This is a genomic window from Cohaesibacter gelatinilyticus, from assembly GCF_900215605.1.
Taxonomy (GTDB): Bacteria; Pseudomonadota; Alphaproteobacteria; order Rhizobiales; family Cohaesibacteraceae; genus Cohaesibacter; species Cohaesibacter gelatinilyticus.
Genome location: NZ_OBEL01000001.1, coordinates 386,872 through 408,368, shown reverse-complemented (window position 1 = coordinate 408,368; position 21,497 = coordinate 386,872). Strand labels below are relative to the sequence as shown.

23 protein-coding genes are annotated in these 21,497 nt (G+C 50.2%); 12 read left to right on the top strand and 11 right to left on the bottom strand.

Translation table 11 applies throughout. The annotated features are described in order from the left end of the window. Window positions 1–313 precede the first annotated feature (313 nt). Window positions 314–2,236, top strand: coding sequence for a 1-deoxy-D-xylulose-5-phosphate synthase (gene dxs, locus CRO57_RS01890; RefSeq protein ID WP_097151707.1), 1,923 nt, complete (start codon window positions 314–316; stop codon window positions 2,234–2,236). Window positions 2,237–2,295: 59 nt separating this feature from the next. On the opposite strand, the gene CRO57_RS01885 is transcribed toward dxs, so the two are convergent. From CRO57_RS01885 to CRO57_RS01870, 4 genes are all read right to left on the bottom strand, one after another. Beyond that, window positions 2,296–3,012 (bottom strand): LrgB family protein, encoded by a 717-nt coding sequence (locus CRO57_RS01885; protein WP_097151706.1) that lies wholly within the window; start codon window positions 3,010–3,012, stop codon window positions 2,296–2,298. Further along, window positions 3,012–3,392 carry a CidA/LrgA family protein gene (locus CRO57_RS01880; RefSeq protein ID WP_244579995.1) on the bottom strand — a complete coding sequence of 127 codons (381 nt, stop codon included), beginning with the start codon at window positions 3,390–3,392 and terminating at the stop codon, window positions 3,012–3,014. Before CRO57_RS01880 ends, CRO57_RS01885 begins: the two co-directional genes overlap by 1 nt. Window positions 3,393–3,550: 158 nt before the next feature. Further along, window positions 3,551–3,940, bottom strand: a complete 390-nt coding sequence (locus tag CRO57_RS01875) for a RidA family protein (RefSeq protein WP_097151705.1) — start codon at window positions 3,938–3,940, stop codon at window positions 3,551–3,553. Window positions 3,941–4,157: 217 nt separating this feature from the next. Further along, window positions 4,158–5,207: a M42 family metallopeptidase gene (locus tag CRO57_RS01870; RefSeq protein WP_097151704.1), complete on the bottom strand. Its 1,050-nt coding sequence runs from the start codon at window positions 5,205–5,207 to the stop codon at window positions 4,158–4,160. A gap of 173 nt (window positions 5,208–5,380) precedes the next feature. On the opposite strand from CRO57_RS01870, the gene CRO57_RS01865 reads away from it, so the two are divergent. Next, complete coding sequence (locus CRO57_RS01865; protein ID WP_097153142.1) at window positions 5,381–6,358, top strand: DnaJ C-terminal domain-containing protein; 978 nt, start codon at window positions 5,381–5,383, stop codon at window positions 6,356–6,358. Window positions 6,359–6,420: 62 nt separating this feature from the next. Here the strand turns inward: CRO57_RS01865 and CRO57_RS01860 are convergent, their stop codons facing one another. Both CRO57_RS01860 and CRO57_RS01855 read right to left on the bottom strand, forming a co-directional pair. Further along, window positions 6,421–6,885: an SRPBCC family protein gene (locus tag CRO57_RS01860; RefSeq protein WP_170955911.1), complete on the bottom strand. Its 465-nt coding sequence runs from the start codon at window positions 6,883–6,885 to the stop codon at window positions 6,421–6,423. Window positions 6,886–6,927: 42 nt separating this feature from the next. Then, window positions 6,928–7,314, bottom strand: coding sequence for an ArsR/SmtB family transcription factor (locus tag CRO57_RS01855; protein ID WP_210200726.1), 387 nt, complete (start codon window positions 7,312–7,314; stop codon window positions 6,928–6,930). Window positions 7,315–7,520: 206 nt separating this feature from the next. Here CRO57_RS01855 and CRO57_RS01850 point away from each other — a divergent pair, with 206 nt between their 5' ends. Further along, window positions 7,521–8,057: a cytochrome P460 family protein gene (locus tag CRO57_RS01850; protein WP_097151702.1), complete on the top strand. Its 537-nt coding sequence runs from the start codon at window positions 7,521–7,523 to the stop codon at window positions 8,055–8,057. Between the two features lie 111 nt (window positions 8,058–8,168). Here CRO57_RS01850 and CRO57_RS01845 read toward each other — a convergent pair whose 3' ends face one another. Continuing rightward, window positions 8,169–9,425: a winged helix-turn-helix domain-containing protein gene (locus tag CRO57_RS01845; protein ID WP_170955910.1), complete on the bottom strand. Its 1,257-nt coding sequence runs from the start codon at window positions 9,423–9,425 to the stop codon at window positions 8,169–8,171. Between the two features lie 308 nt (window positions 9,426–9,733). On the opposite strand from CRO57_RS01845, the gene CRO57_RS01840 reads away from it, so the two are divergent. The 7 genes from CRO57_RS01840 (at window position 9,734) to CRO57_RS01810 (ending at window position 15,384) form a co-directional block, all read left to right on the top strand. Beyond that, the gene (locus CRO57_RS01840; RefSeq protein ID WP_097151700.1) at window positions 9,734–11,191 is read left to right on the top strand and encodes an OmpA family protein; all 1,458 of its coding nucleotides are present in this window, start codon (window positions 9,734–9,736) and stop codon (window positions 11,189–11,191) included. Between the two features lie 144 nt (window positions 11,192–11,335). Continuing rightward, window positions 11,336–12,061 carry an NADH-quinone oxidoreductase subunit E gene (locus CRO57_RS01835; RefSeq protein WP_097151699.1) on the top strand — a complete coding sequence of 242 codons (726 nt, stop codon included), beginning with the start codon at window positions 11,336–11,338 and terminating at the stop codon, window positions 12,059–12,061. A 149-nt stretch (window positions 12,062–12,210) separates the two neighbouring features. Continuing rightward, window positions 12,211–12,645: a DUF2946 family protein gene (locus tag CRO57_RS01830; RefSeq protein ID WP_141401159.1), complete on the top strand. Its 435-nt coding sequence runs from the start codon at window positions 12,211–12,213 to the stop codon at window positions 12,643–12,645. 190 nt (window positions 12,646–12,835) lie between these two features. Beyond that, complete coding sequence (locus CRO57_RS01825; protein ID WP_097151697.1) at window positions 12,836–13,456, top strand: SCO family protein; 621 nt, start codon at window positions 12,836–12,838, stop codon at window positions 13,454–13,456. 101 nt (window positions 13,457–13,557) lie between these two features. Beyond that, a complete protein-coding gene (locus CRO57_RS01820) occupies window positions 13,558–13,740 on the top strand; it encodes a hypothetical protein (protein WP_097151696.1) in 183 nt (60 codons plus the stop codon). A gap of 33 nt (window positions 13,741–13,773) precedes the next feature. Then, window positions 13,774–14,526: a TlyA family RNA methyltransferase gene (locus CRO57_RS01815; RefSeq protein WP_097151695.1), complete on the top strand. Its 753-nt coding sequence runs from the start codon at window positions 13,774–13,776 to the stop codon at window positions 14,524–14,526. A gap of 81 nt (window positions 14,527–14,607) precedes the next feature. Beyond that, window positions 14,608–15,384, top strand: a complete 777-nt coding sequence (locus CRO57_RS01810; RefSeq protein WP_097151694.1) for a hypothetical protein — start codon at window positions 14,608–14,610, stop codon at window positions 15,382–15,384. On the opposite strand, the gene CRO57_RS01805 is transcribed toward CRO57_RS01810, so the two are convergent. From CRO57_RS01805 to CRO57_RS01795, 3 genes are read right to left on the bottom strand one after another with little or no spacing between them, the layout of a single operon-like run. Continuing rightward, window positions 15,381–15,776 (bottom strand): ACT domain-containing protein, encoded by a 396-nt coding sequence (locus tag CRO57_RS01805; RefSeq protein ID WP_097151693.1) that lies wholly within the window; start codon window positions 15,774–15,776, stop codon window positions 15,381–15,383. The genes CRO57_RS01810 and CRO57_RS01805 overlap by 4 nt on opposite strands. A gap of 1 nt (window position 15,777) precedes the next feature. Next, a complete protein-coding gene (ubiA, locus tag CRO57_RS01800; protein ID WP_097151692.1) occupies window positions 15,778–16,773 on the bottom strand; it encodes a 4-hydroxybenzoate octaprenyltransferase in 996 nt (331 codons plus the stop codon). A gap of 30 nt (window positions 16,774–16,803) precedes the next feature. Further along, on the bottom strand, window positions 16,804–17,418 hold the full coding sequence (locus tag CRO57_RS01795; protein WP_141401158.1) for an SAP domain-containing protein: 615 nt from the start codon (window positions 17,416–17,418) through the stop codon (window positions 16,804–16,806). Between the two features lie 228 nt (window positions 17,419–17,646). On the opposite strand from CRO57_RS01795, the gene purD reads away from it, so the two are divergent. Further along, window positions 17,647–18,927, top strand: a complete 1,281-nt coding sequence (gene purD / locus CRO57_RS01790; RefSeq protein ID WP_097153140.1) for a phosphoribosylamine--glycine ligase — start codon at window positions 17,647–17,649, stop codon at window positions 18,925–18,927. After that, entirely contained in the window at window positions 18,924–19,532 is a 609-nt protein-coding gene (locus CRO57_RS01785; RefSeq protein ID WP_097151690.1) for an NAD(P)H-dependent oxidoreductase, read from the top strand. The genes purD and CRO57_RS01785 overlap by 4 nt, the downstream gene beginning before the upstream one ends. 441 nt (window positions 19,533–19,973) lie before the next feature. Here the strand turns inward: CRO57_RS01785 and CRO57_RS24460 are convergent, their stop codons facing one another. Beyond that, window positions 19,974–21,494, bottom strand: coding sequence for a FecR domain-containing protein (locus CRO57_RS24460; protein WP_170955909.1), 1,521 nt, complete (start codon window positions 21,492–21,494; stop codon window positions 19,974–19,976). Between the last annotated feature and the right edge of the window lie 3 nt (window positions 21,495–21,497).

Below are 21,497 nucleotides of genomic sequence, written 5' to 3'. Positions count from 1 at the left end.
TAGTACTGCGTCGAAGTTCCTCCTGTAGCTCACACATGGTTTACCACTTCACTCCTTTTCGGTGAAAGATAGGGCCACCTGACATTTTCCATCGTATAACAGCTTGTTCAGAGGGTAGTTGATGCCTTTTTAGCCTATTTTCTGTGGGACATCTTCTTGCCCTTATTGTGCTTTCGGTATAGATCAAACCGGTTGGGGAATTTTTCCTATAGACTTGTTGGATCTATAATGCCTCCCCATGTCTGCTGAAGGTGAAGCGACCGGCACCAGCAGCGGGACCGGATCGATAAAACAAGCTATGCGGTGATTCAAAGTGCCCAATACACCAGTGCTCGACCAAATACAGTCAGTCGAAGATATTCGCTCTCTCTCTCAAGCTGATCTGAAAGATCTGGCTGCGGATGTGCGGGCGGACATGATTGAGTCCGTTTCCCACACGGGCGGACATCTGGGAGCAGGTCTTGGTGTCGTGGAACTGACAGTCGCCCTTCATCATGTATTTGAGACACCACGTGATCGCCTGATCTGGGATGTCGGACATCAATGTTATCCGCACAAAATTCTGACCGGACGTCGTGACCGCATGCTCACGCTTCGCCAGCCAGATGGTTTGTCCGGCTTTACCAAACGCGCGGAAAGTGAATTTGACCCTTTTGGAGCGGGGCATAGCTCCACATCCATTTCTGCCGGTCTTGGCATGAAAGTGGCCTCAGATCTCTCCGGCGAAGACGAACGCAATGTCATTGCTGTGATTGGCGATGGTGCCATGTCTGCTGGTATGGCCTATGAAGCGATGAACAATGCTGGCGCTCTTGATAGCCGCCTGATTGTGATCCTTAATGACAATGACATGTCCATTGCACCGCCAACCGGTGCCATGAGCGCTTATCTGGCACGCCTGATTTCTGGCAAAACTTTCCTGTCCTTGCGCGATATTGGCAAGCAATTGACCGAAGGTTTGCCGAGGTTTTTCAAAGAAAAGGCTGCCAAAGCCGAAGAATTCGCCCGCTCATTCGTGACCGGAGGCACGTTGTTTGAGGAACTTGGCTTCTATTATGTCGGTCCAATTGATGGCCACAATCTCGATCACTTGCTACCGGTCCTCAAAAATGTTCGTGATAGTGCACAAGGCCCGGTTCTGATCCATGTAGTGACGCAAAAAGGCAAAGGCTATGAGCCAGCCGAAAATGCTGCTGACAAATATCATGGCGTTGGCAAGTTCGATGTCATCACCGGTACCCAGCAAAAAGCGCCATCCAACGCGCCAAGCTATACCAAAGTGTTTGGCCAATCTTTGTCCAAAGAAGCCGCCAAGGATGACAAGATTGTTGCCATCACCGCAGCCATGCCATCAGGCACCGGGGTTGATATTTTTGAGAAAGACTTCCCGGATCGTACCTTTGATGTCGGTATCGCCGAACAGCATGCTGTAACCTTTGCCGCAGGTATGGCATGTGAAGGATATAAGCCATTCTGCGCAATCTATTCAACTTTTCTGCAACGCGCCTATGACCAGGTCGTGCATGATGTCGCCATTCAGAATTTGCCTGTTCGCTTCCCGATTGATCGGGCAGGTTATGTAGGTGCGGATGGTGCCACCCATGCTGGCAGCTTCGATGTTGGTTTCCTTGCTTCCCTGCCAAATATGGTAGTGATGGCTGCAAGTGACGAGGCCGAACTGGTTCATATGGTTGCAACCGCTGCTGCTCATGATGACGGTCCAATCGCCTTCCGTTACCCCCGTGGCGAAGGCGTTGGCGTCGATATGCCTGAAGCAGGTGTACCATTGGAAATCGGCAAAGGCCGAATGATCAAGGAAGGATCCAAGATCGCGATCCTGTCCTTTGGCACGCGTCTGTCCGAAGCTTTGCTAGCAGCAGAAAAACTGGATGGCTATGGCCTCTCCACATCTGTTGCCGATGCCCGCTTTGCCAAGCCTTTAGACAAAGAGATGATCCTGAAGCTTGCAGGTGAGCATGATGTCTTGCTGACGATTGAAGAAGGCGCAACTGGCGGCTTTGGATCGCAAGTGCTGCATATTCTTGCAAACGAAGGCGCGTTGGACGGCAGCCTGAAAATCCGCTCTCTGACCATGAATGATGAATATACCGATCATGGCAAGCCGGATGTTATGTATGCCGGTTCCTCCCTTGATGCCGATGGCATTGTCAAAACCGTATTTGAAGCCTTGGGTCGTGATGTCAATGAAGCGGCAGAAGCGGGTGAAATCGCCTGATCCTGGTGCTGTTGTTGAAGTAATTATCGAAGGCCAGCAAGTCGCTGGCCTTTGTTGTTTTAGAAAATCCAGTACCAGATCAATGGTAGCAGGATTGAAGTTGCCAGTGCATTCAGCCCCATGGCGAGGCCGGAGAAGGCGCCCGCTTCCTCATTGACTTGCATGGCACGGGCTGTGCCAATGCCGTGGCTCGCTGTGCCAATTGAAAAGCCTCGTGCCGCCCAATTTTTGATGCCCAGCATATTCAGTAAATAGGGTCCGAGCATGGCCCCGATTATACCTGTCGCCATGACCAACACTGCAGTAAGAGACGGCAGGCCACCAAGCTCTTTGGTGATGCCCATAGCTACTGGGGCTGTCACGGATTTAGGTGCCAATGAAAGAAAAGCTTGTTCGGTTCCACCCAACCAGATCGCAAGCGCCACAGCCGAAACAGCCGCAGTGATAGAGCCGCAAAGGAGGCTCATCAATATGGCAACGGCAGATCGTTTCACCTTATCGAACTGTCGGTAGAGTGGAATGGCCAGAGCCACCGTAGCAGGCCCAAGAAGGAAATGGACAAATTGGGCTCCGTTGAAATAGGTCTCATAGCTGGTATCCGTGACCAAAAGAATAGTGACCAGAAGGATGACCGCGATCATAACCGGATTGAGCAATGGCATCATGCCACCCTTCTGATAGAGATAGAGCCCTATCTGATAGGCAACCAACGTCAGAAACAAGTGAAGCAACGGGCTGGCAGAAAGATAAACCCAAATGGATTGCAGATCCTGCATCAGATCTCTCCCTTTTCGCTGGTAGGCTTGGACTTACCCAACCAACTCATAACCAGCGCCGTCACAGCAATGGTCAGAAGTGTACTTCCTATTACTGATATCGTAATGGGAACAAGTTCCGCCTCAATCAGGCGGAAATGCAACATGACCCCAACGCCAGCAGGAATGAAAAGCAAGGACAGGTTTGCGAGCAAAGTGTCAGCAACCGTTGCAAGCTCTTTGGGAACCCCGCCTTTGATCATCAAGCCGCAGAAAAGAAGCGCCATGCCAACGACAGGCCCTGGTATGGGGAGCTTGAAGACTGTTACCAGTCCTTCCCCCGCCAATTGGCAACCGAAGATGATAGTGAGGTAAAAGAGCATGCGGGGTCTTTCTTTCATGCCTGGGGTCCGAAATTGTGCTCGAATTTCTCCAACCTTCTTCAGAGATCCGAGTTTATTTCAATGGAGACTTGCCAGAAGAAAATGATGTTGTGGCAGGTTGGCTGCGATCTACTACACACTGCTGCCTGAAAGTGATCGTCCCCTTGATGGGATATTCAACAATTGACCGCTGCCGCCAAAGCATCAATCTCTACGTGATATTCAGGCGTAGCCAACGCAGATACATGGAGCAATGTCATGCAGGGGCGATGCGTATCCATGTGAGTATGAATGATATCGCGTCGTTTTCCGGAATCCATTTCGCCAACCAGATAGAAGGTCAGTTTGACAAGGTCTCCAATGTCCATATTGGCTGCTTGCAGGTTCAAGCGAACATTTTCAAGGGCAACGTGGAGCTGATCCGCCGGGTCTGTGGGGACGGAACCATCCGGTTTCTGACCAATCTGCCCCGACAGAACCAGCCAACGTGCGTCTGGTGGCACCTCGATCTGATGTGTGTATGAAGCAAGTGGGGCATGAACAGTATCTGGATTGCGAAAATGCATTACAATATTCCTCTATCTTGGTCCCGTTTGCTCATCTCTTTCAGATGAAACAATCGAACGCGCCACGTCTACGGCTTTATGATCAAAGGTGAGGTTCGATCACTGCTTGAGAAGAGCGGAGCGGAAGACATAGACATCTGGGCTGATCAGCTTGCGGCAGAGCAAAGCCCACAAAATCTTGCGGGCTTTGTAGAGGTGAGGATCGTTGAGGCAGTTCTTAATGTGTGCCGAGATATGCGGCAATGATATCGCGGGCAGCTTCCAGATCGCTTTTTTCAATCATCTCGGTCACAGTGTGGATATAGCGGGTGCCGACGACGATACCAGCAGCACGCGCGCCTGACCCCGCCTGCTGACCTGCTGCCCCATCCTGACCACCACGAGCAAGGATTGTACGCTGCGCTGGAATATCCCGCTCTTCGGCCAGAGCTTCCAGCTCTTCAATCAGATCGATATCAGAAATGTAAGAACCGTCCTTGACATGAAGGCCAAAGCCTTTTCCCTGATGGGTCACAGCGTCCTTTTCAGGAATGCCAGGCGTATCGCAAGCAAGTGTCACATCAATACCAAAGGCGATATCGGGGGCAACACCGAAGGATGCTGTACGCGCACCGCGCAGGCCAACTTCTTCCTGAGCTGTGAAAGCAACGATAATTTCACACTCATGTTCATCACCAGATTGCACCAGCTGACGCAAAGCCTCAATGCCGAGCCAACAAGCAATACGGTTGTCCAGTGCCTTGGAGACAATCTTGTTACCCATATCCAGCAAAGGTTCATCCATGACAATATAGTCACCGATCTTCACCTTGTCCTTGGTTTCCTCACCAAGGCCGATATCAATGAAGAAATCAGTAGGCTCAGGAATCTTCTTACGTTCTTCAGGGCTTTGAGTGTGAATTGGCTTGCCAGCCGGGTTCATTACACCCTTGTAGTCGCCTTCCTTGGTGCAAACCAATACACGGCGAGAGAAGAGATTGCGCGGATCAAAGCCACCAACCGGATCAATATGGATATAGCCATCTTTGGTGATGTGACTGGCGAGGAATCCGATTTCATCCATATGACAGAGCAGAAGCACGCGAGGTGCATCCCCATCTTCGCGCGGTTTGGTCGGATAGCGCGTGCAAATGAGCGAGCCCATAGGATCAGTATAAGTCTCGTCAAACAGGCCTTCGATTTCGCTTTCAATCAAGGCACGCACACGATGCTCTCGCCCCGGCACACCCGGCATCTCGCACAACCGACGCAATAGATCGATATTCATATCTCATCTCTCCGCTATGGAAATTTGTTTCAACTCTCTCTATATCAGAGATAACAGCATTGCGTCAGCATCGCCTGTTGCTTTTCAAAAGAACAGTATTTGTGGCTGACCAGATCAATTTGACACTGTTTTTCGGGGCTTTCAGACCGGAAAACAGGGGTGAGGACAAGATTATGAGAGATCCATACAGTGTTCTTGGTGTCTCGACAGGGGCCGATGAACGCGAAATCAAAAGTGCGTTTCGCAAACTGGCGATGAAATATCACCCTGATCAGAATCAGGGTGACCCTGCCGCACAAGAGAAATTTGCTCAAATCAATCAGGCTTATGAGATCATAGGCGACAAGGACAAGCGCGCCAGATATGACCGAGGCGAGATTGATGAAGAAGGAAAGGACAAATTTGCAGGCTTTGGCGGTGCAGGCGGAAATCCTTTCGGCGGTGGCGGGAACCCGTTCGGGTCTGCCGGTGCAGGAGGTGGCTTTGCCGGAGGCGCTGCAGAAGATATCCTGAATGAGATTTTCGGCAATATGGGTGGTGGTCGCTCCTCCGGTATGGGCGGTGGCGGTCCTTTTGGTGGAATGGGCGGCGGGGCCGGTCCACGTCAAGCACGCCAGACCAAAGGTCAGGATGCCGAGGCCAAACTGAATATCACCTTGGAAGACCTCGTCAACGACGAGAAACGCCGGGTGCATTTGCCAACAGGCAAAAGCCTGAACATGAAAATTCCCAATGGCGTCAAATCCGGTCAGACCATTCGTATGAAAGGTCAGGGCTTTGAAAGCCGTATGGGCCCTGCAGGTGATGCACTGGTTACAATCGAGATCCTGCCGCACAAGATCTTCAAGGTAGAAGAGCAGAATTTGCGTCTGGAGCTGCCTCTGGCACTTTATGAGGCTGTTCTAGGCACCAAGATCCGCATTCCAACCTTGGAAGGCAAGGTGGAAATCAAGGTTCCGGCTGGCATGAGTTCTGGCAAGAGCATGCGGCTGAAAGGCAAAGGACTTCCCGACCGGAATGGCAATCGTGGGGATCTCTATGTCACAGCCAAGATTATTCTGCCAGAAGGTTCAGATCCCGGCCTTCGCGCCTTGATGGAAGATTGGCAAGACACAAATGCCTATCGCCCTCGCGGACCTGAATTTGGTTAAAACGATAAACCCGAGAAACAACCAGCTTCTCGGGTTCTTCGCCTTGTGATCTTGAGCAAAGATTATGCAACGTCGCGTTTTTGTTCTTCCTCTGCACTTGCATTGAGAATACCGCGTATATTGACGAAAAAGCCATCCCAGCCTTTGTCCAAAGACATGAAGATAGGCAAGGATGCGCCTTCCATGGCTTCCACCACGCCTTCATGCTGCAAAGTCAGTTTGGTTCCACCATCCAGCTCTTCCAAGGTCCAGACAAGGGTCGAAAAGGCCCCTTCCCTGAAGGGCTTCACAGCGAAGGTCTGCACCAATCTGGTATAAGGATCCGCGCTCAATACTTTCCCCCAACAGCCACATTCTTCGGTGCCGTCATCATTTTTTGAGGTCAGATGATAATCTTGCCCCACCGTCATATCGACATCTGCTGGCATGAACCATTGGCTGATCTTGTCTTTTTCAGTCAGAAAAGCCCAGACCGTTTGCGGGCTTGCTTCAAAGAAAAGGGTTTTGGTTATTGTGTGGATGCTCATGAGACAGGTCTCCTCCCGATCCATTGGATAAATGTTTGATTTTCAGTCCGACTTCATCTTCTTCTTTTCATGCTCTTGCACGGCAGTTTGCAGTCTGCTGAGGCGATCATCCCAGAACTGGCTGAAATAGCTCACCCAATCTGAAACTGCTCTGATACCCTGCGGCTGCAATCGATTGATACGTTCGCGCCCTTTGACCTCGACCATTATCAGGGCTCCTTCTTCCAGTATGGTCAGGTGTTTTTTGATGGCACCACGTGTGACATCGAATTTCTCCACCACCTGACCAATGGTCATATCCTGCTGGCTCAAATGCATCAGGATTTCCCGTCGCGTTGGATCTGCCAGCGCGCGAAATACATTTTGGGTAGGGGTCTGGCTGGCTTGGTTTATAGGCATATCGGCATCGCTCAGTTTTAATAATACCATTTGGTATCATTACATATAATACCCTTTGGTATCATGTCAAGCTCTATATTCACCACACGCATACGTGATCACTCTCACCGCTATGTGAGTATGACGTGAATAGCGCATCTTTTATTCTTTGGTTGCGACCAATCTGACTTAGCCAAGCAAGACCAAATTCAAGAGAAGGAACGAATATCACCGGAGCCAAACACAAGGAGAGGACCATGAAAAAACTGACATTCACAGGCCTGGCCACTATCGGGCTTGCTCTTTTTATTGGAACTGCCTCTGGCCAGATGGCCCCTTTTGGCAATGATGAAGACAAAGATTATGCCAGCGCCCTTTGGAAAGTATTGGAAACTGATCGCTTGATTGGCAAGGGCGCAATCAACACTGTTCCCTATGAAGGCATTGAACCTCACGGATTTGTGTTGGAGACCCTCATTTCCAAAGCAACTGTAAATGGGCATACTGGAGATGTCGTCGTAAAACGGAATTATGGCCCGGAAGGCGTAGAAGTGGGCGCAGTCAAAGCTGATCGTGCCAAGCATCTGAAAGCCATTACCGTTATGTTCCGCCGCGAGGCAGGGTTTGACAGCGACAATCAGGATTGGTTCTGGGTGAAATATCTACCAGATGGCACCTTGGACAAGAATCCCAAAGGCATGGCCTTGGCTGGCAAAATTGCCAAGGGCTCGGACACAGGCTGTATCGCCTGCCATGTCGGTGCCGATGGAGATGATTATCTGTTCGTGAATTAGGGTTTCACGCCCGATGCCGGATATCAGGGGACGGATCCGGCATCTACTTCCAGAATTCAAGTGGTGGGATACAATAGGAAGGCTGATCTTTCAGCCTTCCTATTGTGACTCTTAGCTCCAATCATGGTCCAGATGATCCGACGAAATGAAGCCTTGGCCATTGATTTCAACATCTTGTAACCCCTGCCATTCAGCCATTTTACGCAGTTCCGGTATCAGATCTGCAAGCACCTTATCCCGCTTCGCTCCGGGCTCCAGATGACTGGCCTGAATTTGTAGTCGTCCTGCCTGCCGATTGGCCTTTAGATCGAGCCTCGCGGTTATCTGATCACCCTGTAGATAGGGCAGCACATAATAGCCGTAGACCCGTTTGGGCTGTGGTACATAGATCTCAATCCTGTAGTGACACCCCCAAAGACGCTCGGTTCGTTCACGGAACCAGATGAGCGAGTCAAAAGGTGCCAATAATGTTTGGCAATTGGCGCGGCTTGGCAGCACTGCTTCTTTGTAAAGAAAAGCCGGATCTTTCCATCCCTGGACGTCGACAGGCTCTATGGTGCCCTCTTCCAATAAAACCTCCATCGCCAATTTCGACTGCTTTGCATCCAAGCGAAAATAGTCGCGGAAGTCTTTTTCTGTTCCCACGCCATGGGCTTTGGCTGATAATTCCATCAAGCGAACGCAGGCCTCCTGCTCATTCAGAGCAGGTGTGTTGAGAATATCAGTAGGAATGACACGCTCCGGGACATCATAGTAGCGTTGGAATTTTTCACGTCCGGCAGATGCAACTCGACCGCACCAGAACAGATATTCAACCGCCAGCTTGGTACCGCTCCATCCCCACCAATCTCCCGCCTTTTTAGGTTTGTCCGGCTCCAATATCTGCCGCACCTGTGACGAGGAAAGAGGTCCCTCTTTCGCAATAAGGGAAAAGACCGTCTCAATCATCTCATGTTTTTCTCGGGCAAACCGACTGAGGCTGCGCCATACACCCTCTCCTCTGCGAGCGCGTTCCATTCGCCATTGAAAGGCGGGATAGAGCTCCACTGGCATCAAGGATGCTTCATGCCCCCAATATTCGAAATAGCGTCTGGGATTATGTTTCGGAGTATGGAAAACCTTATCAACCTTTTGTTTGTCATACGCCCCAAGGCGTGCAAAAAGCGTGAGATAATGAGCTCTATCCAACACATTGACCGAATCCAGCTGCAAGGGGGCGATTCGTTCCATAAGCTGATCGAAATGCTTGTCTGAGTGGCGCCGCAGAGAGTGACGCTTGATACCCCCCGTCTGAGGCAAAAAGCCCTGAGCAGACAAGGCAATCCGACGGGCCTGTTTCAAGCTGAGGCTATTCTGATTAAGGGACATGAGAACCTGTTTTGGCAATGAATAAAGCGGGTTACGACAAGAGTAATGGAAACAGACACCATCATGGCGGAAAATATCCCATCTGAACATCTACAAATTGTTTTTCGTTCATCTTCAGTTCGAGATGGATTTGTTAAAAGAGCAGACTTGGGCATTTTGTCTTAAGCATATTCTTGTCCGAAAACCGCGTACACTTTTCGGGAATATGCTCTAAGATCGTTTTGAGGACGCAAACAGACATTGGTTCGCGCGCACTTTGAGTTCTGTTGTCGCTGCGAACCTGATGGAAAGTGAGAAGGAACTCTTTCATGTCAGCCATGAAACGCTGGGTGATCCCCGGTCTGGTTGCTATCGGGGCCGTAAGTGGTGTGAGCCTCTATAGTGAAACCGGCAAGATTGAGCGTGATTTAACCACCCGCTCCAAACAGTTGTTGGACACAGCAGGGATGGATTGGGCAGCCATCGAATTCAAAGGTCGCGATGGCGTCTTGCGAGGTGTCAGCCCACGGGAAGGGGCTGCTGATACAGCCATTGAACTTATCGACAATGAATGGGGTGTTCGGGTCGTTGATGATCAAACGACCCTGCTGGTCGAACAAAAGCCGTTTACATGGAATTTGGAGCGCAAAGGCGATGCTCTGACCATGAACGGCTATCTTCCCTATGAACTGAGCAAAAAGACTGATCAATTCCTTCAGGATGCAACAAGTTTGAGCGAAGTTTCCAGCAGCGTGAAAGCCGCAAGAGGTGAGCCGGAAAATCTGGATGAAGCCATTGGTCTTTCTGCTGCCCTCCTCAGTGCTTTGCCTGCAGGCAAAGCGATGCTGGAAGATAACAAGCTGACCATTGCAGCGGCTCTGGAAGACGGCAATGAAGAGCATGTTGCCCTTTATGACAAATTACAGGGACTGATCGCTTCCAACGATATTGGCGCAATCGAGCTGGATTTGCAGATCAACAAACCCAAGGCGCCAATATCTATTACTTCAGATCAGACAAATAATGCCATTGATGGCTTGATCATCACCCGCTCGGAAAATGGCGTGGATTTGAAAGGTTCTGTCCCAAGTGCAAAGCTGAAAGAAGATTTGCTCTCCCTTGCCCGCCGTAAATTTGGCTTTGGCAATGTGAAGGAAAACTTGCAAATCAAGGAAGGCGCAGACATTTCTGGCCTGTCTGTTAAAAGCTTCTCCAAGGCAGCGAATGCCGCGTTACAAGCTGTCTCTCGCCTCGGTGAAGGCAAAGCGGAACTGCTGGATGGTGGTCTGAAACTCAATGGTGGTGCCTTCTATGAAGGCGCGATGGCGCAAGTCTCCAAATTTCTGTCTTCTGCTCTGCCAGAAGGCGTGGCCACCGACGCCAACCTGGCGGTGATCACCCCAGGAGAAGCCTTGGGATCCGAGGAATGTCAGGCACAACTGAAAGGTGCTCTGTCTCAGAACTCCATCTATTTTGATAGTGGCAAGGCCAGCATTTCTTCCGATAGTTTTGGTCTGCTGGATAGCCTCATCTATACCGCTCATCGTTGTCAGGAGGCCGCTATTCAGATCGAAGGCCATACTGATAGCGATGGCGATGATGCCTTTAATCAGGCCTTATCTGAGAAACGCGCGCAAGCGGTTCAGGGTTATCTGGAAAAGGCCGGTTTGGATGCCTCTCGCCTTTCCGCCAAAGGTTTTGGCGAAAGCAAACCCGTTGCAGACAATGGTACGGACGAAGGCAAAGCCAAAAACCGCCGTATCGACTTTGTAATTCTGGCCCAATGATCGAAGACAGGAGATTTTGATGGGATATCTAATCGCTAATCTATATCCGCTGCTCCTGTTGGGGCTCATTCTTGGCATTGTGATCGGTTGGTTTGCCTGCGAAGGCAAAACCACTGATACATCCAAATAGGAGGGAGCAAGACAATGTTTGCATTGGTTTGGCAGGAAATTCTGCTTATCGCCCTTTCCGTTTTGATTGGCATGCCGATTGGCTGTCTGCTTCGTCGCTGGTTTGGTGGCGCCAAATCTGCTGATGTGGTGCAAGATCAGGATGCCATGGCCGCAAAAGCATTCCAGTTGGCGCAAGAAACTGAAGCACAGCTGGCAGCGGAAGATATAGCTCCCGCAGTCGAAACAGATGGAGCGACAGCAGAGGCAGAGCCTGCTATCTCTGAAAGTACACCAGTCGAGATCCAGACTTCTGAGGAAGTTGTGGCAGTGGCCGATCGTGTCGAAGAAGAAAGTGCTCCAGCCGAAACCTTGTCGGAAGAAGATCTGGCAGCCGAGGAAGAGAAAATGGCGACAGCCCTCGCTGCTTTGCCAAAGGATGCTTCGGCGGAAGACAAAGCCAACCTTGTCGGCAATCGTCCATCCAGTCTTCTGGATGCACCGCGCAATGGTTCGGCGGATGATCTGAAACAAATCAAGGGCGTTGGCAAGGTGATTGAGGGCAAGCTGAATGGCTTGGGCATCTATCATTTCGATCAGATTGCCAATCTCAGCCGCAAGGAAATCAATTGGATCACCACCTTCCTCTCCTTCAAAGGACGGATAGATCGCGAGGATTGGATTGGCCAGGCTCGTATTCTGTCCGAGGGCGGAGAGACAGAATTCTCCAAACGTGCTCAGAAAACCAAGCTATATGATTGATCATTGATCGCAATTTTAAACCGGGGCCATTGGCCCCGGTTTTACTTTGGCTCTTTGTCTCTCAGTTATCCGTATAAATCCGCTCTTTCCTATCTGCCTTTATCGTTTCAAAGATTGCATCCAGCGCAATTTTGGGCTTTTATCGCCCCATGACAGGTCCAACCATCCATAAACCGCGCGTCCGGTTGGCTCGGGCAAGATGGGAACTACAGAAACAAAATCTGCAGATCCGTATCTCCCGGGTATTGATGATAAGCATCATGGTCAATGCCATGGTGCTGGGTTTCTTGTCGTCCAGTCATGCCGCAGCACAATTGTCGGGCATGTCGCTTATCTGCGGCCCGAACGGCATTCTTTCCATTCCGCTAGCTGACCAAAAGCCAGATGATCGGAATCTGATCGATCGCGAACACTGCATCACTTCTTGCCTTGCCGCCATGAATGGTGCACTTGGTCTTGTTGCAGAGGTACCGCAAATCCAATTGCCTGCCCTTCGGTTTGAGCCACTGAAGCCGCAGGCTGTTCACGCACTGATCCCTCATAGTCTGGAGCGCCCAAGGGCGCGAGGACCTCCATCTATCTAGCCATCTTTTACTTCCCCATGCACGATCTGTATTTGGAAACAAATATTCAAAAGACAGATCTGACATTGACCCAAACGGTCACTGCCGTAGGCAAAGGTACGAACCTTGCCAAGGAAGAGTGATGGAACCGTATCTAACGCGATTTCTCATCAAGCGGTTTTCCTCCTCTTCGCGCTGAAAAGAGACAAAGATGAAAAGAATTCGACAGGTTACACTCTGGCTTATCGCTCTGGTTGCCGTGGTTGGCATCTCGGCCATGATGATTGAATGGTATAAGGACGAGATGAATGTTCAGATGACCAAAGATGGTCAGAACAAAGTTCAGATCGGCGGCCCCTTCACCCTAACCAATCATCTGGGACAGACAGTTACCGACAAGGATTATTCCGAGAAGCCCATGGCCATTTATTTTGGCTATACTTTCTGCCCCGATGTTTGCCCGACAACGCTTGCTGATATGACAGGTTGGGTTGAGGCACTTGGCGCAGATGCAAATAAAATCAATTATCTCTTCATCACCATCGATCCAGAACGTGATGATCAGGAATCCATCAAGGAATATGTGACCGTTTTCTTTGATCAACTTGTTGGGTTGACTGGCAGTAAAGAACAAGTTGAAGCGGTTGCCAAAGCATACCGGGTTTATGCCAAAAAGGTAGAAGATGATGATGCAGATTCGTATGTGATGGATCACACTGCCAGCGTCTATCTGATGAAGCCGGGCAATCAGTTCATGGGCACTATTTCCTACGGCGAAGATCATGAAAGTGCTCTTGGCAAACTCAAAAAACTGATCGCAGCTGGCTCATAATTCGGTCACAAACCAGAGTTTCGATACTCCTCAAAGGCGCGATCGATTTCGGTAGCGCCTTTTGTCTTGCCCTTTGGCATGCGGCCTTTTAAATTGGTTCCATGACAAATGATCCACAACATCAAGCTGCCGATAAGCCTCAAGAGCCGGACGCACGCTCCATCATCATATGGTCAAGTGCGGCCATGGCAGGCATTGCCATCGTTGGCCTTACTCTTTGGGCAAATACTGGCACGGCTGTGTTCTTTGACCGGATCAGCGGCGCCATTGCTGGCTGTTTCTAGGCTTTCTTCTCTTTCCAATCAGATGGATCTTTGATGAGCAAACTTCGCCTTGATCAAGCGCTTGTTGAACGTGGGCTAGCGCCCAGCCGAGCACGGGCGCGTGATGCCATCAAGCGCGGAGCAGTGATGCTGGATGGCGTAGTGGCAAAGAAGCCAGCCCAGATGGTATCGAGTGACATGCAACTCAGCCTTGATGATCCAGCTTCCGGCTACGTTTCTCGTGCGGCGCTGAAACTGATATCTGCTTTGGACAGGTTTGGCTTTGATCCGCTGGACAAGATCTGCGTCGATATTGGCGCCTCCACCGGTGGCTTTTGTCAGGTCCTGCTGGAAAGGGGCGCGTCGCAGGTTTATGGCGTAGATGTGGGGCACGATCAAATGCATGAGAGCCTTCGCGCCAATCCATTGCTACATGTTCTGGAAGGAGTGAATGCCCGTCATCTCGATGCGACCCATATCCCCGTTCCATTTCAGGGATTGGTATCTGATGTCAGCTTCATCTCGCTAAAACTGGCCTTGCCACCTGCCCTTGCCATGGCCGAAGAAGGTGCTTTTGCAGCCCTTCTGGTCAAACCACAATTTGAAGTCGGCAAAGACGGCATTGGTAAAGGCGGCTTGGTGCGCGATGAAGCCCTCGCCGAGCAAACAGCCCGTGACATCCGTAACTGGTTGGACAAAGGCAATGGCCCATGTTCAGGCTGGCGATGCCTGGATCTTATCCCCTCTCCTATTCTGGGCGGAGACGGCAATAAAGAATATCTGCTTGGGGCGGTGAAGGATAATTAATCAGCTGAATGCAATGGAAACACGCATTAATTGATTAAACTACAATTGCAACGCACTTAAAGCTTCTGTAATTTCGGATGTATGCATGACGAGAGCAAACTTACCGCTGCTATTATCTATGGCTTCATTGGAGGAATCGCCGGTGCGGTAGCGCTAGCTATTCTGCTCGTTGGTTCAGGTATACTTTCTGTTGAGACCAAAACTATTGTTCAAAATGAAAATTTTTGGCGTGAATGGATAGGTGCAACGAGCGGTTGGGTAGCTGCATTTGTGGCAGCGCTTGTTGGCTGGACAACGTTACGCCCAATATTAGTGAGCTTGCGACATCAACAAGTCGACACCTTAATTCAGAGCCTAAATCGAGAAAATCAATCCCTAATTCAACTACGTAATATATTTGGCGATTTTTCGGAAGAATCTGGCACCACAAATCTTATCGCCTATCTAGAAGCGATCCAGTATGTTCGCGCTAAGAACCCTGATTCTGACGGTATTGAGGAGTTCGAGCAACCCCAAACAAAGATCATTGAATTAGCATTCCTTTCCTTTAGGCACCTAATGTCTGCACACGATGCTATTGAAGACTATTGGAGCTGCAATTTCACTAAGCACAACAGCAATGATCGAACAGATATTGAGCTACCATACGAGAAGATTGCAATCGCGATTCGTTTGATTGGAAAGTTATCTTTGGAACCAAATAATCTCAAAATTATTGATGAGATTTACCCGCTTCTCACAAAAATTCGGCAAGAAATGAACATCTCGGGTAGAGAAATCACCAAGCGCTTATCTGAAAATAAACACGCTATGCAGGATATCCGGATTTTCAGAGCCAATGGATATAAAGCCAGCTAATCAGCATCCTTGAACTGATGCCCAGCCTCAATCATAAGCTTGCTTACTTTCTCGAATTGATCGGCTCTAACGAGAAGATAGTCGCGATAATAAGTCGAGATAACGAAAACACCGAGGCCAGCGGTTGAGATCGGTTTGACTGCTGAGAGAACAGCCCCAGGCTCATCCAATCCAAGCAAATTGTTCAGCTTGATTGCAGCCCAGCCATCTTCTTTTTTGATATCATCTGGAACCTTATCGGCCTGACAGACAATAGACAGCTCATCTTGACAATAGCTGATATTGACGAAACCTGCGCCATCATTTGCCCAAGCTGGCACTGATGCACCAGCAGGGAGCCAGCAAATGGCATACTCGCCCTGCAACGGGGTCAGCTCAAGTTTGATCATCATGCTAAATCCAAACTTCGATCAGAAGACCGGCAACGATCAGATAGCCGATATTGGTATTTGACTTGAACAGAGCCAGACACTGATCTGCATCATCGATATCAAGAATGATGATCTGTCGAGCGAGATGTATGCTGGCAAGGCCGAGGCCAATCCAGATGAATGGACCAAGATCAACGGAGACAAAAGCAACAACCATCAACGCGATCATCACGCTGTAAAAGCCAGCCAACCAAAGCTTTGTATTGTCTCCAAACAACAGAGCGGTGGATTTGACACCGATCAGGATATCATCTTCCTTATCCTGATGGGCGTAGATGGTGTCATATCCGATTGTCCAGACAATACAGGCAAAGTAAAGTACGATGGGTGCAAAATCGAGGGAGCCATAGACAACTGCCCACCCCATCAATCCACCCCAGGAAAAAGCAAGACCCAGCACGAATTGTGGCCAATGGGTGATGCGCTTCATGAATGGGTAAGCGGCAACCACCAATAGAGATGACAACCCGAGAATTTGTGCATAGCTATTGAACTGCAACAGGACTAAAAGCCCGACAAAGAGCTGCAATCCGAGCCAGAGCCAGGCCTGTTTGCGGCTCACCTGACCGCTTGGCAATGGGCGGGATCGGGTACGCTCGACACTGGCGTCAATCTTGAAATCAACGATATCATTATAGGTGCAGCCCGCGCCACGCATTGCTACCGCACCGATCCAGAACAGGAAGGCATAATAAAGTGCAGTTGTGAGGCCGATTGGCATCTCACCGCCAAAATAGCGATTGGAAGCAGCGAGCGCCATGGCCAGAGACCAGAAGCAGGGCCAGAGCAAGAGCCACCAGCCAATCGGGCGCTCCAGACGCGAGAGGCGCGCATAAGGGCGAAACCATGCAGGCAAATAGTGATCGGCCCAGTGGCCAAGTACGGCATCAGCCACACGCCCTTCAATATCGTGATCATGATTGCTGGCAGTCCCATTTGGTGCCGGTCGATTGATCATGATTATGCAACCTCTCTTTACGACGCCCTATCAGCTCTCTTCAGATCTCAATCTCTTGTACTTCTGATAGGTCTTGGGGCCGGACTTCACTTTCAACCATTCCCAAGCTTTCAGAACATCTGCACGTGGTATATCGGAATTCTGCGGATCTGAATAGAAATCTGTGATGAAATTGTTCATTCGTGCAGAAGGAATCTGTGGCAGGCGTCCCTTGGTCGTCATCAAAGAATGCAAATGGTCCGCCAGATCCTGATAAGTGAAGGTCCGATCACTTTCCTGTCGCAGCCTTCGCCAATCATTCAGCCAATACCATTGACCGGATTTGTTTTTCAGATCCGCTTCTTTTTTGGCGACTAACTCCAGCAGAAACTGCTTGGTCTTCTTGTCTCCGACATAATTGGTAACGGTGACATTGACCGCCAATTCATCACGCTCTGCACCTGGCTTTCTTGGAAGAACCGGCTTTCGAGAGGGAACCTTGCCCGTCGCAAGGAAATCCCGGATCAGATCTTCCAACTCGGATTTTCTGAAATTTCCAACACTGATCCCGATCTCACGGGCGAAGGCCTTCATGTCAGTAGCATAAAAATAGCCCGCATCAAACTCGGCAACAGACATATCGATCCGAAGTTTCTTCTCTGCCACTATTTCCTCTTCCCATTCTTGTAAGATCAGTCTGACCATATCAGTCATTGCTTTGACGGTAACACTTCAAATTGCCTTTAGCACACGTCTGCCCCTGAATGACGCACAGAGTGTTGCTGATATGCGATATATGGAGACTTGATTTTGCAACACAGGCGCGCTAGCAGACAGGCATCTTTTCTTTCTCGCTTTTTCGCATATGCAAAGGGAATCTTGATGTCTGAGCGCCTGAATGTCCTTCTGATTGGCTCTGGTGGCCGCGAACACGCTCTGGCCTATGGTCTGTCCAAGTCCGACAAATTGGGGCAGCTCTATGCAACACCTGGCAATGCCGGTATTTTGCAGCTGGCAGAGAAAGCTGATCTCTCCGTGAAAGACCACCAAAGCGTTATCAATTTCTGCAAGGAAAAAGACATCAGCTTTGTTGTTGTAGGACCGGAAGATCCACTGGTCGATGGCATTGCTGACAGTCTTCGTAATGCTGGCCTTGATGTATTCGGCCCCTCCAAGGCAGCTGCACAGCTGGAAGGCTCCAAAGGCTATACCAAAGACCTTTGCGCCGAATTCAATATTCCGACTGCTGCTTATGCTCGTTTTGGCAATGAAGCCGATGCGCTCACCTATCTGAATGACAATCCCGCCCCTATTGTAATCAAGGCCGACGGTCTTGCTGCTGGTAAAGGTGTCACCGTTGCCATGACGCAGGATGAAGCCGTGGCCGCTATCAAAGATTGCTTTGATGGCGCCTTTGGTGATGCAGGTGCAGAAGTTGTGATCGAAGCCTTCTTGCAAGGTGAAGAAGCCAGTCTGTTTGCCCTTTGCGATGGCAAGACCGCCTTGCTGATGCCATCCGCGCAGGATCATAAGGCAGTTGGCGAAGGCGATACTGGCCCAAACACAGGCGGCATGGGAGCCTATACTCCAGCGCCCGTTATGACACCAGAGCTGACCCAGGAAGTCATGAACAAGATCATTCAGCCAACCCTGGATGGCATGGCCAGCCGTGGGGCGCCATTCTCTGGTGTTCTGTTCCTCGGTCTGATGATCACCGACAAAGGTCCGGAGCTGATCGAATACAATGTCCGCTTTGGTGATCCGGAATGCCAGACCCTGATGATGCGTCTGGAAAGCGATCTGCTGGAGTTGCTTCTTGCGTCTGCACGGGGTGAATTGACTGGCAAAAGCCTGCAGAATTCCGACGATGTGGTCATGAATGTCGTCATGGCAGCAAAAGGCTATCCTGCTTCCTACACGAAAGGCACCGCCATCAATGGGCTGGATGCAGCAGAATCAATTGATGGGGTCAAGATCTTCCATGCTGGCACCAAGATGGATGGAGATCAGTTGGTTGCCAATGGTGGCCGTGTTCTCAATATCTGCGCGCGCGGAGCCAGCGTCACTGAAGCACAAGCCCGTTGCTATGAAGCCATTTCCAAACTCGATTGGGCGGATGGGTTCTGCCGATCTGACATCGGCTGGCGTGCCGTGGCTCGTGAAGCCAAGACATGAGTGGTCGACCCCAAATTCTGGTTGTCTCCTGCCATCCTCTCAAGGACAGTTTGAACAGGCATCTGGTTGAGACTGTCCTTGCCGAACTTACAAAGAGCGGTGCGAATGTCACCCATCGGGACTTGTATGATGCGGGCTTTGATCCGCGTCTGCAATCCCATGAGCGTGAAAGCTATTATCAAGGCCCATTTGATGGTCAGGCTCTTGAAGATGAGATTACCGAACTCACGAAGGCCGACCATCTCATCCTCATTTTTCCGACATGGTGGTTCAATCTACCAGCTATTTTAAAAGGCTGGTTTGACCGTGTCTGGGCACCTGGCATCGCCTTTGATCATGCCAGCGATCTGGGACCGATCAAACCCCGTCTAACAGGTTTGAAATCAGCTCTCATCATCACCACCTTGGGCTCTCCTGCATGGATTGATTGGTTCTGGATGGGACGACCGGTCAAGCGTATTTTGCAACGCTCGCTGTTCAAGGTCTGCGCTCCACAAGCGAAGTTTTCCTATCTCTGTCTTTATAAAGCGGAGGATGCTTCATCTGCGCGTCTGGACAATTTCAAGCGAAAAATCAGCAATACCCTTGGCACACTCGCACCCTGATTTCGAGGGCAAAATTATCATTTTTCAACTCTGTTCAAAACTCGCTTTTCTTTATCGTCCATTAACCATGGTCGCTTTATAACCGCGCCCTCCCAGCCGGTATGGATGCCTTGACCAAGGACCAATTCCCAAACTGATTCAGGATATTCACAGACTGATTCAGCTTCTTGAAGTTGTGGTAAAACCCATCTCAGTTTGATTCATATATTCTCTGTAACCTTTTGATCCAGAATCATTATTTCCATCTCTTAAAGTGATGATTCCATTTGTTCATGTAGATCTAAGTTACTTGAAGTCGCTACACTCCCTCTCTGCGTTAGACACTGCTCTTCAAGTCGATTGGAAGCAAATACATTTGTACGGCAAGAAAAATCCCGGCCAGCAAAGCTGACCGGGAAGCCGTGTCATCTATGTCATGAATATCCAGGGAATGGTCAATCTCTAACCGTTTCCATTGCCATTGCCATTGCCGTTTCCGCCGCCGTTGCCGTTTCCGCCGCCATTGCCGTTTCCACCGCCATTGCCGTTTCCACCGCCATTGCCGTTTCCACCGCCATTGCCGTTTCCGCCGCCGTTGCCATTTCCACCGCCATTGCCGTTTCCACCGCCGTTGCCGTTTCCACCGCCATTGCCGTTTCCACCGCCATTGCCGTTTCCACCGCCGTTGCCATTTCCACCGCCGTTGCCATTTCCACCGCCATTGCCGTTTCCACCGCCGTTGCCATTTCCACCGCCATTGCCGTTTCCACCGCCATTGCCGTTTCCACCGCCATTGCCGTTTCCACCGCCATTGCCGTTTCCACCGCCATTGCCGTTTCCGCCGCCATTGCCGTTTCCGTTACCGCCACTATTGCTGTTGCTGCTGGCATTGCTATTGGAACTGCTTTTACCATTTGCCGCATTACTGGCATTATTGCCGGGACCGGCATTGCTTCTGTTGAAAGCACTTCTGATTGATCCCTTGAAACCACGGTTTGATCGATTGGCTTTACGAGTTTCACGAGCTTTTTGGGCTTTTGCCTGCTGTCGTTTGGACATGGCCTTTTTAGGCGAACCAGGCACCAATTCCTTGCGCACGCCTTTGACTTTTTTAGTCGTCACAAATGCTGGCAATGCTGCCTTGACCTTTCGGGTCTTGCGTATGCTCACCCGTTTTCCAGCGGCTGCCACCGACAATTTGGCAGGCCCTGCTTTCGAGCGATCCAGACTTGCGGATTGGCCTGCTGTGATATCAGTCGTTTCACCTGACAAAGAACTGGAGACACCCACCTTGCCTGAGCGAACAGAAACCGTTGTTTTCTTCTCATTCACGGATACAGAAAATTGGGTACCCTTTACCACAGCAGCCAGATAAGGCGTTTTCACTGCAAAATGCTTGACGTCCTTTTTATTGACAGCGAGATCCAATCGACCAGCTTGCTGCAGGATGAGTGTTTTGCCAGGACGCAAATGCTGTTCTTGCGGAATGGCAAGAACTGCGTTGGCCCCAACCTGCATACGCTCTTTACCGCGTTTCAGCATGAGCTTGGTACGACCTCGGGTTGACAAAGTCTCACCGGGATTGAGCATGCCGCCTTTGGAAGCTTTGCGCGGCTTCACCCCTTTTGAAGCAATCCAGGCATTGCCAAAAATTTTGGTAATTTTCCAAGAATGCTCACTCACTGCCTGACTTGGTGTTGCCAACAGGAAGGTTAGGGTCAAACAAATTAATAGTCTTTGAAACATACTCATTCTCCGCCTTCTCACAGAAGATCTCTTCTCATACAAACGCCAATAAAATGGAACTCTATGAGTTTCCGCCACCGTTGCCGTTTCCACCGCCATTGCCGTTTCCACCGCCGTTGCCGTTTCCACCGCCGTTGCCGTTTCCACCGCCATTGCCGTTTCCACCGCCATTGCCGTTTCCACCGCCGTTGCCGTTTCCACCGCCATTGCCATTTCCACCGCCATTGCTGTTCTCATTGG

Bases quoted from the DNA above. Each gene is read 5' to 3' on its own strand.
- CRO57_RS01885 (WP_097151706.1), bottom strand. From the start codon at position 3,012: ATGCAGGATCTGCAATCCATTTGGGTTTATCTTTCTGCCAGCCCGTTG.
- CRO57_RS01880 (WP_244579995.1), bottom strand. From the start codon at position 3,392: ATGAAAGAAAGACCCCGCATGCTCTTTTACCTCACTATCATCTTCGGT.
- CRO57_RS01875 (WP_097151705.1), bottom strand. From the start codon at position 3,940: ATGCATTTTCGCAATCCAGATACTGTTCATGCCCCACTTGCTTCATAC.
- CRO57_RS01870 (WP_097151704.1), bottom strand. From the start codon at position 5,207: ATGAATATCGATCTATTGCGTCGGTTGTGCGAGATGCCGGGTGTGCCG.
- CRO57_RS01865 (WP_097153142.1), top strand. From the start codon at position 5,381: ATGAGAGATCCATACAGTGTTCTTGGTGTCTCGACAGGGGCCGATGAA.
- CRO57_RS01860 (WP_170955911.1), bottom strand. From the start codon at position 6,885: ATGAGCATCCACACAATAACCAAAACCCTTTTCTTTGAAGCAAGCCCG.
- CRO57_RS01855 (WP_210200726.1), bottom strand. From the start codon at position 7,314: ATGGTATTATTAAAACTGAGCGATGCCGATATGCCTATAAACCAAGCC.
- CRO57_RS01850 (WP_097151702.1), top strand. From the start codon at position 7,521: ATGAAAAAACTGACATTCACAGGCCTGGCCACTATCGGGCTTGCTCTT.
- CRO57_RS01845 (WP_170955910.1), bottom strand. From the start codon at position 9,425: ATGTCCCTTAATCAGAATAGCCTCAGCTTGAAACAGGCCCGTCGGATT.
- CRO57_RS01840 (WP_097151700.1), top strand. From the start codon at position 9,734: ATGTCAGCCATGAAACGCTGGGTGATCCCCGGTCTGGTTGCTATCGGG.
- CRO57_RS01835 (WP_097151699.1), top strand. From the start codon at position 11,336: ATGTTTGCATTGGTTTGGCAGGAAATTCTGCTTATCGCCCTTTCCGTT.
- CRO57_RS01830 (WP_141401159.1), top strand. From the start codon at position 12,211: ATGACAGGTCCAACCATCCATAAACCGCGCGTCCGGTTGGCTCGGGCA.
- CRO57_RS01825 (WP_097151697.1), top strand. From the start codon at position 12,836: ATGAAAAGAATTCGACAGGTTACACTCTGGCTTATCGCTCTGGTTGCC.
- CRO57_RS01820 (WP_097151696.1), top strand. From the start codon at position 13,558: ATGACAAATGATCCACAACATCAAGCTGCCGATAAGCCTCAAGAGCCG.
- CRO57_RS01815 (WP_097151695.1), top strand. From the start codon at position 13,774: ATGAGCAAACTTCGCCTTGATCAAGCGCTTGTTGAACGTGGGCTAGCG.
- CRO57_RS01810 (WP_097151694.1), top strand. From the start codon at position 14,608: ATGCATGACGAGAGCAAACTTACCGCTGCTATTATCTATGGCTTCATT.
- CRO57_RS01805 (WP_097151693.1), bottom strand. From the start codon at position 15,776: ATGATGATCAAACTTGAGCTGACCCCGTTGCAGGGCGAGTATGCCATT.
- ubiA (WP_097151692.1), bottom strand. From the start codon at position 16,773: ATGATCAATCGACCGGCACCAAATGGGACTGCCAGCAATCATGATCAC.
- CRO57_RS01785 (WP_097151690.1), top strand. From the start codon at position 18,924: ATGAGTGGTCGACCCCAAATTCTGGTTGTCTCCTGCCATCCTCTCAAG.
- CRO57_RS24460 (WP_170955909.1), bottom strand. From the start codon at position 21,494: ATGAGAACAGCAATGGCGGTGGAAATGGCAATGGCGGTGGAAACGGCA.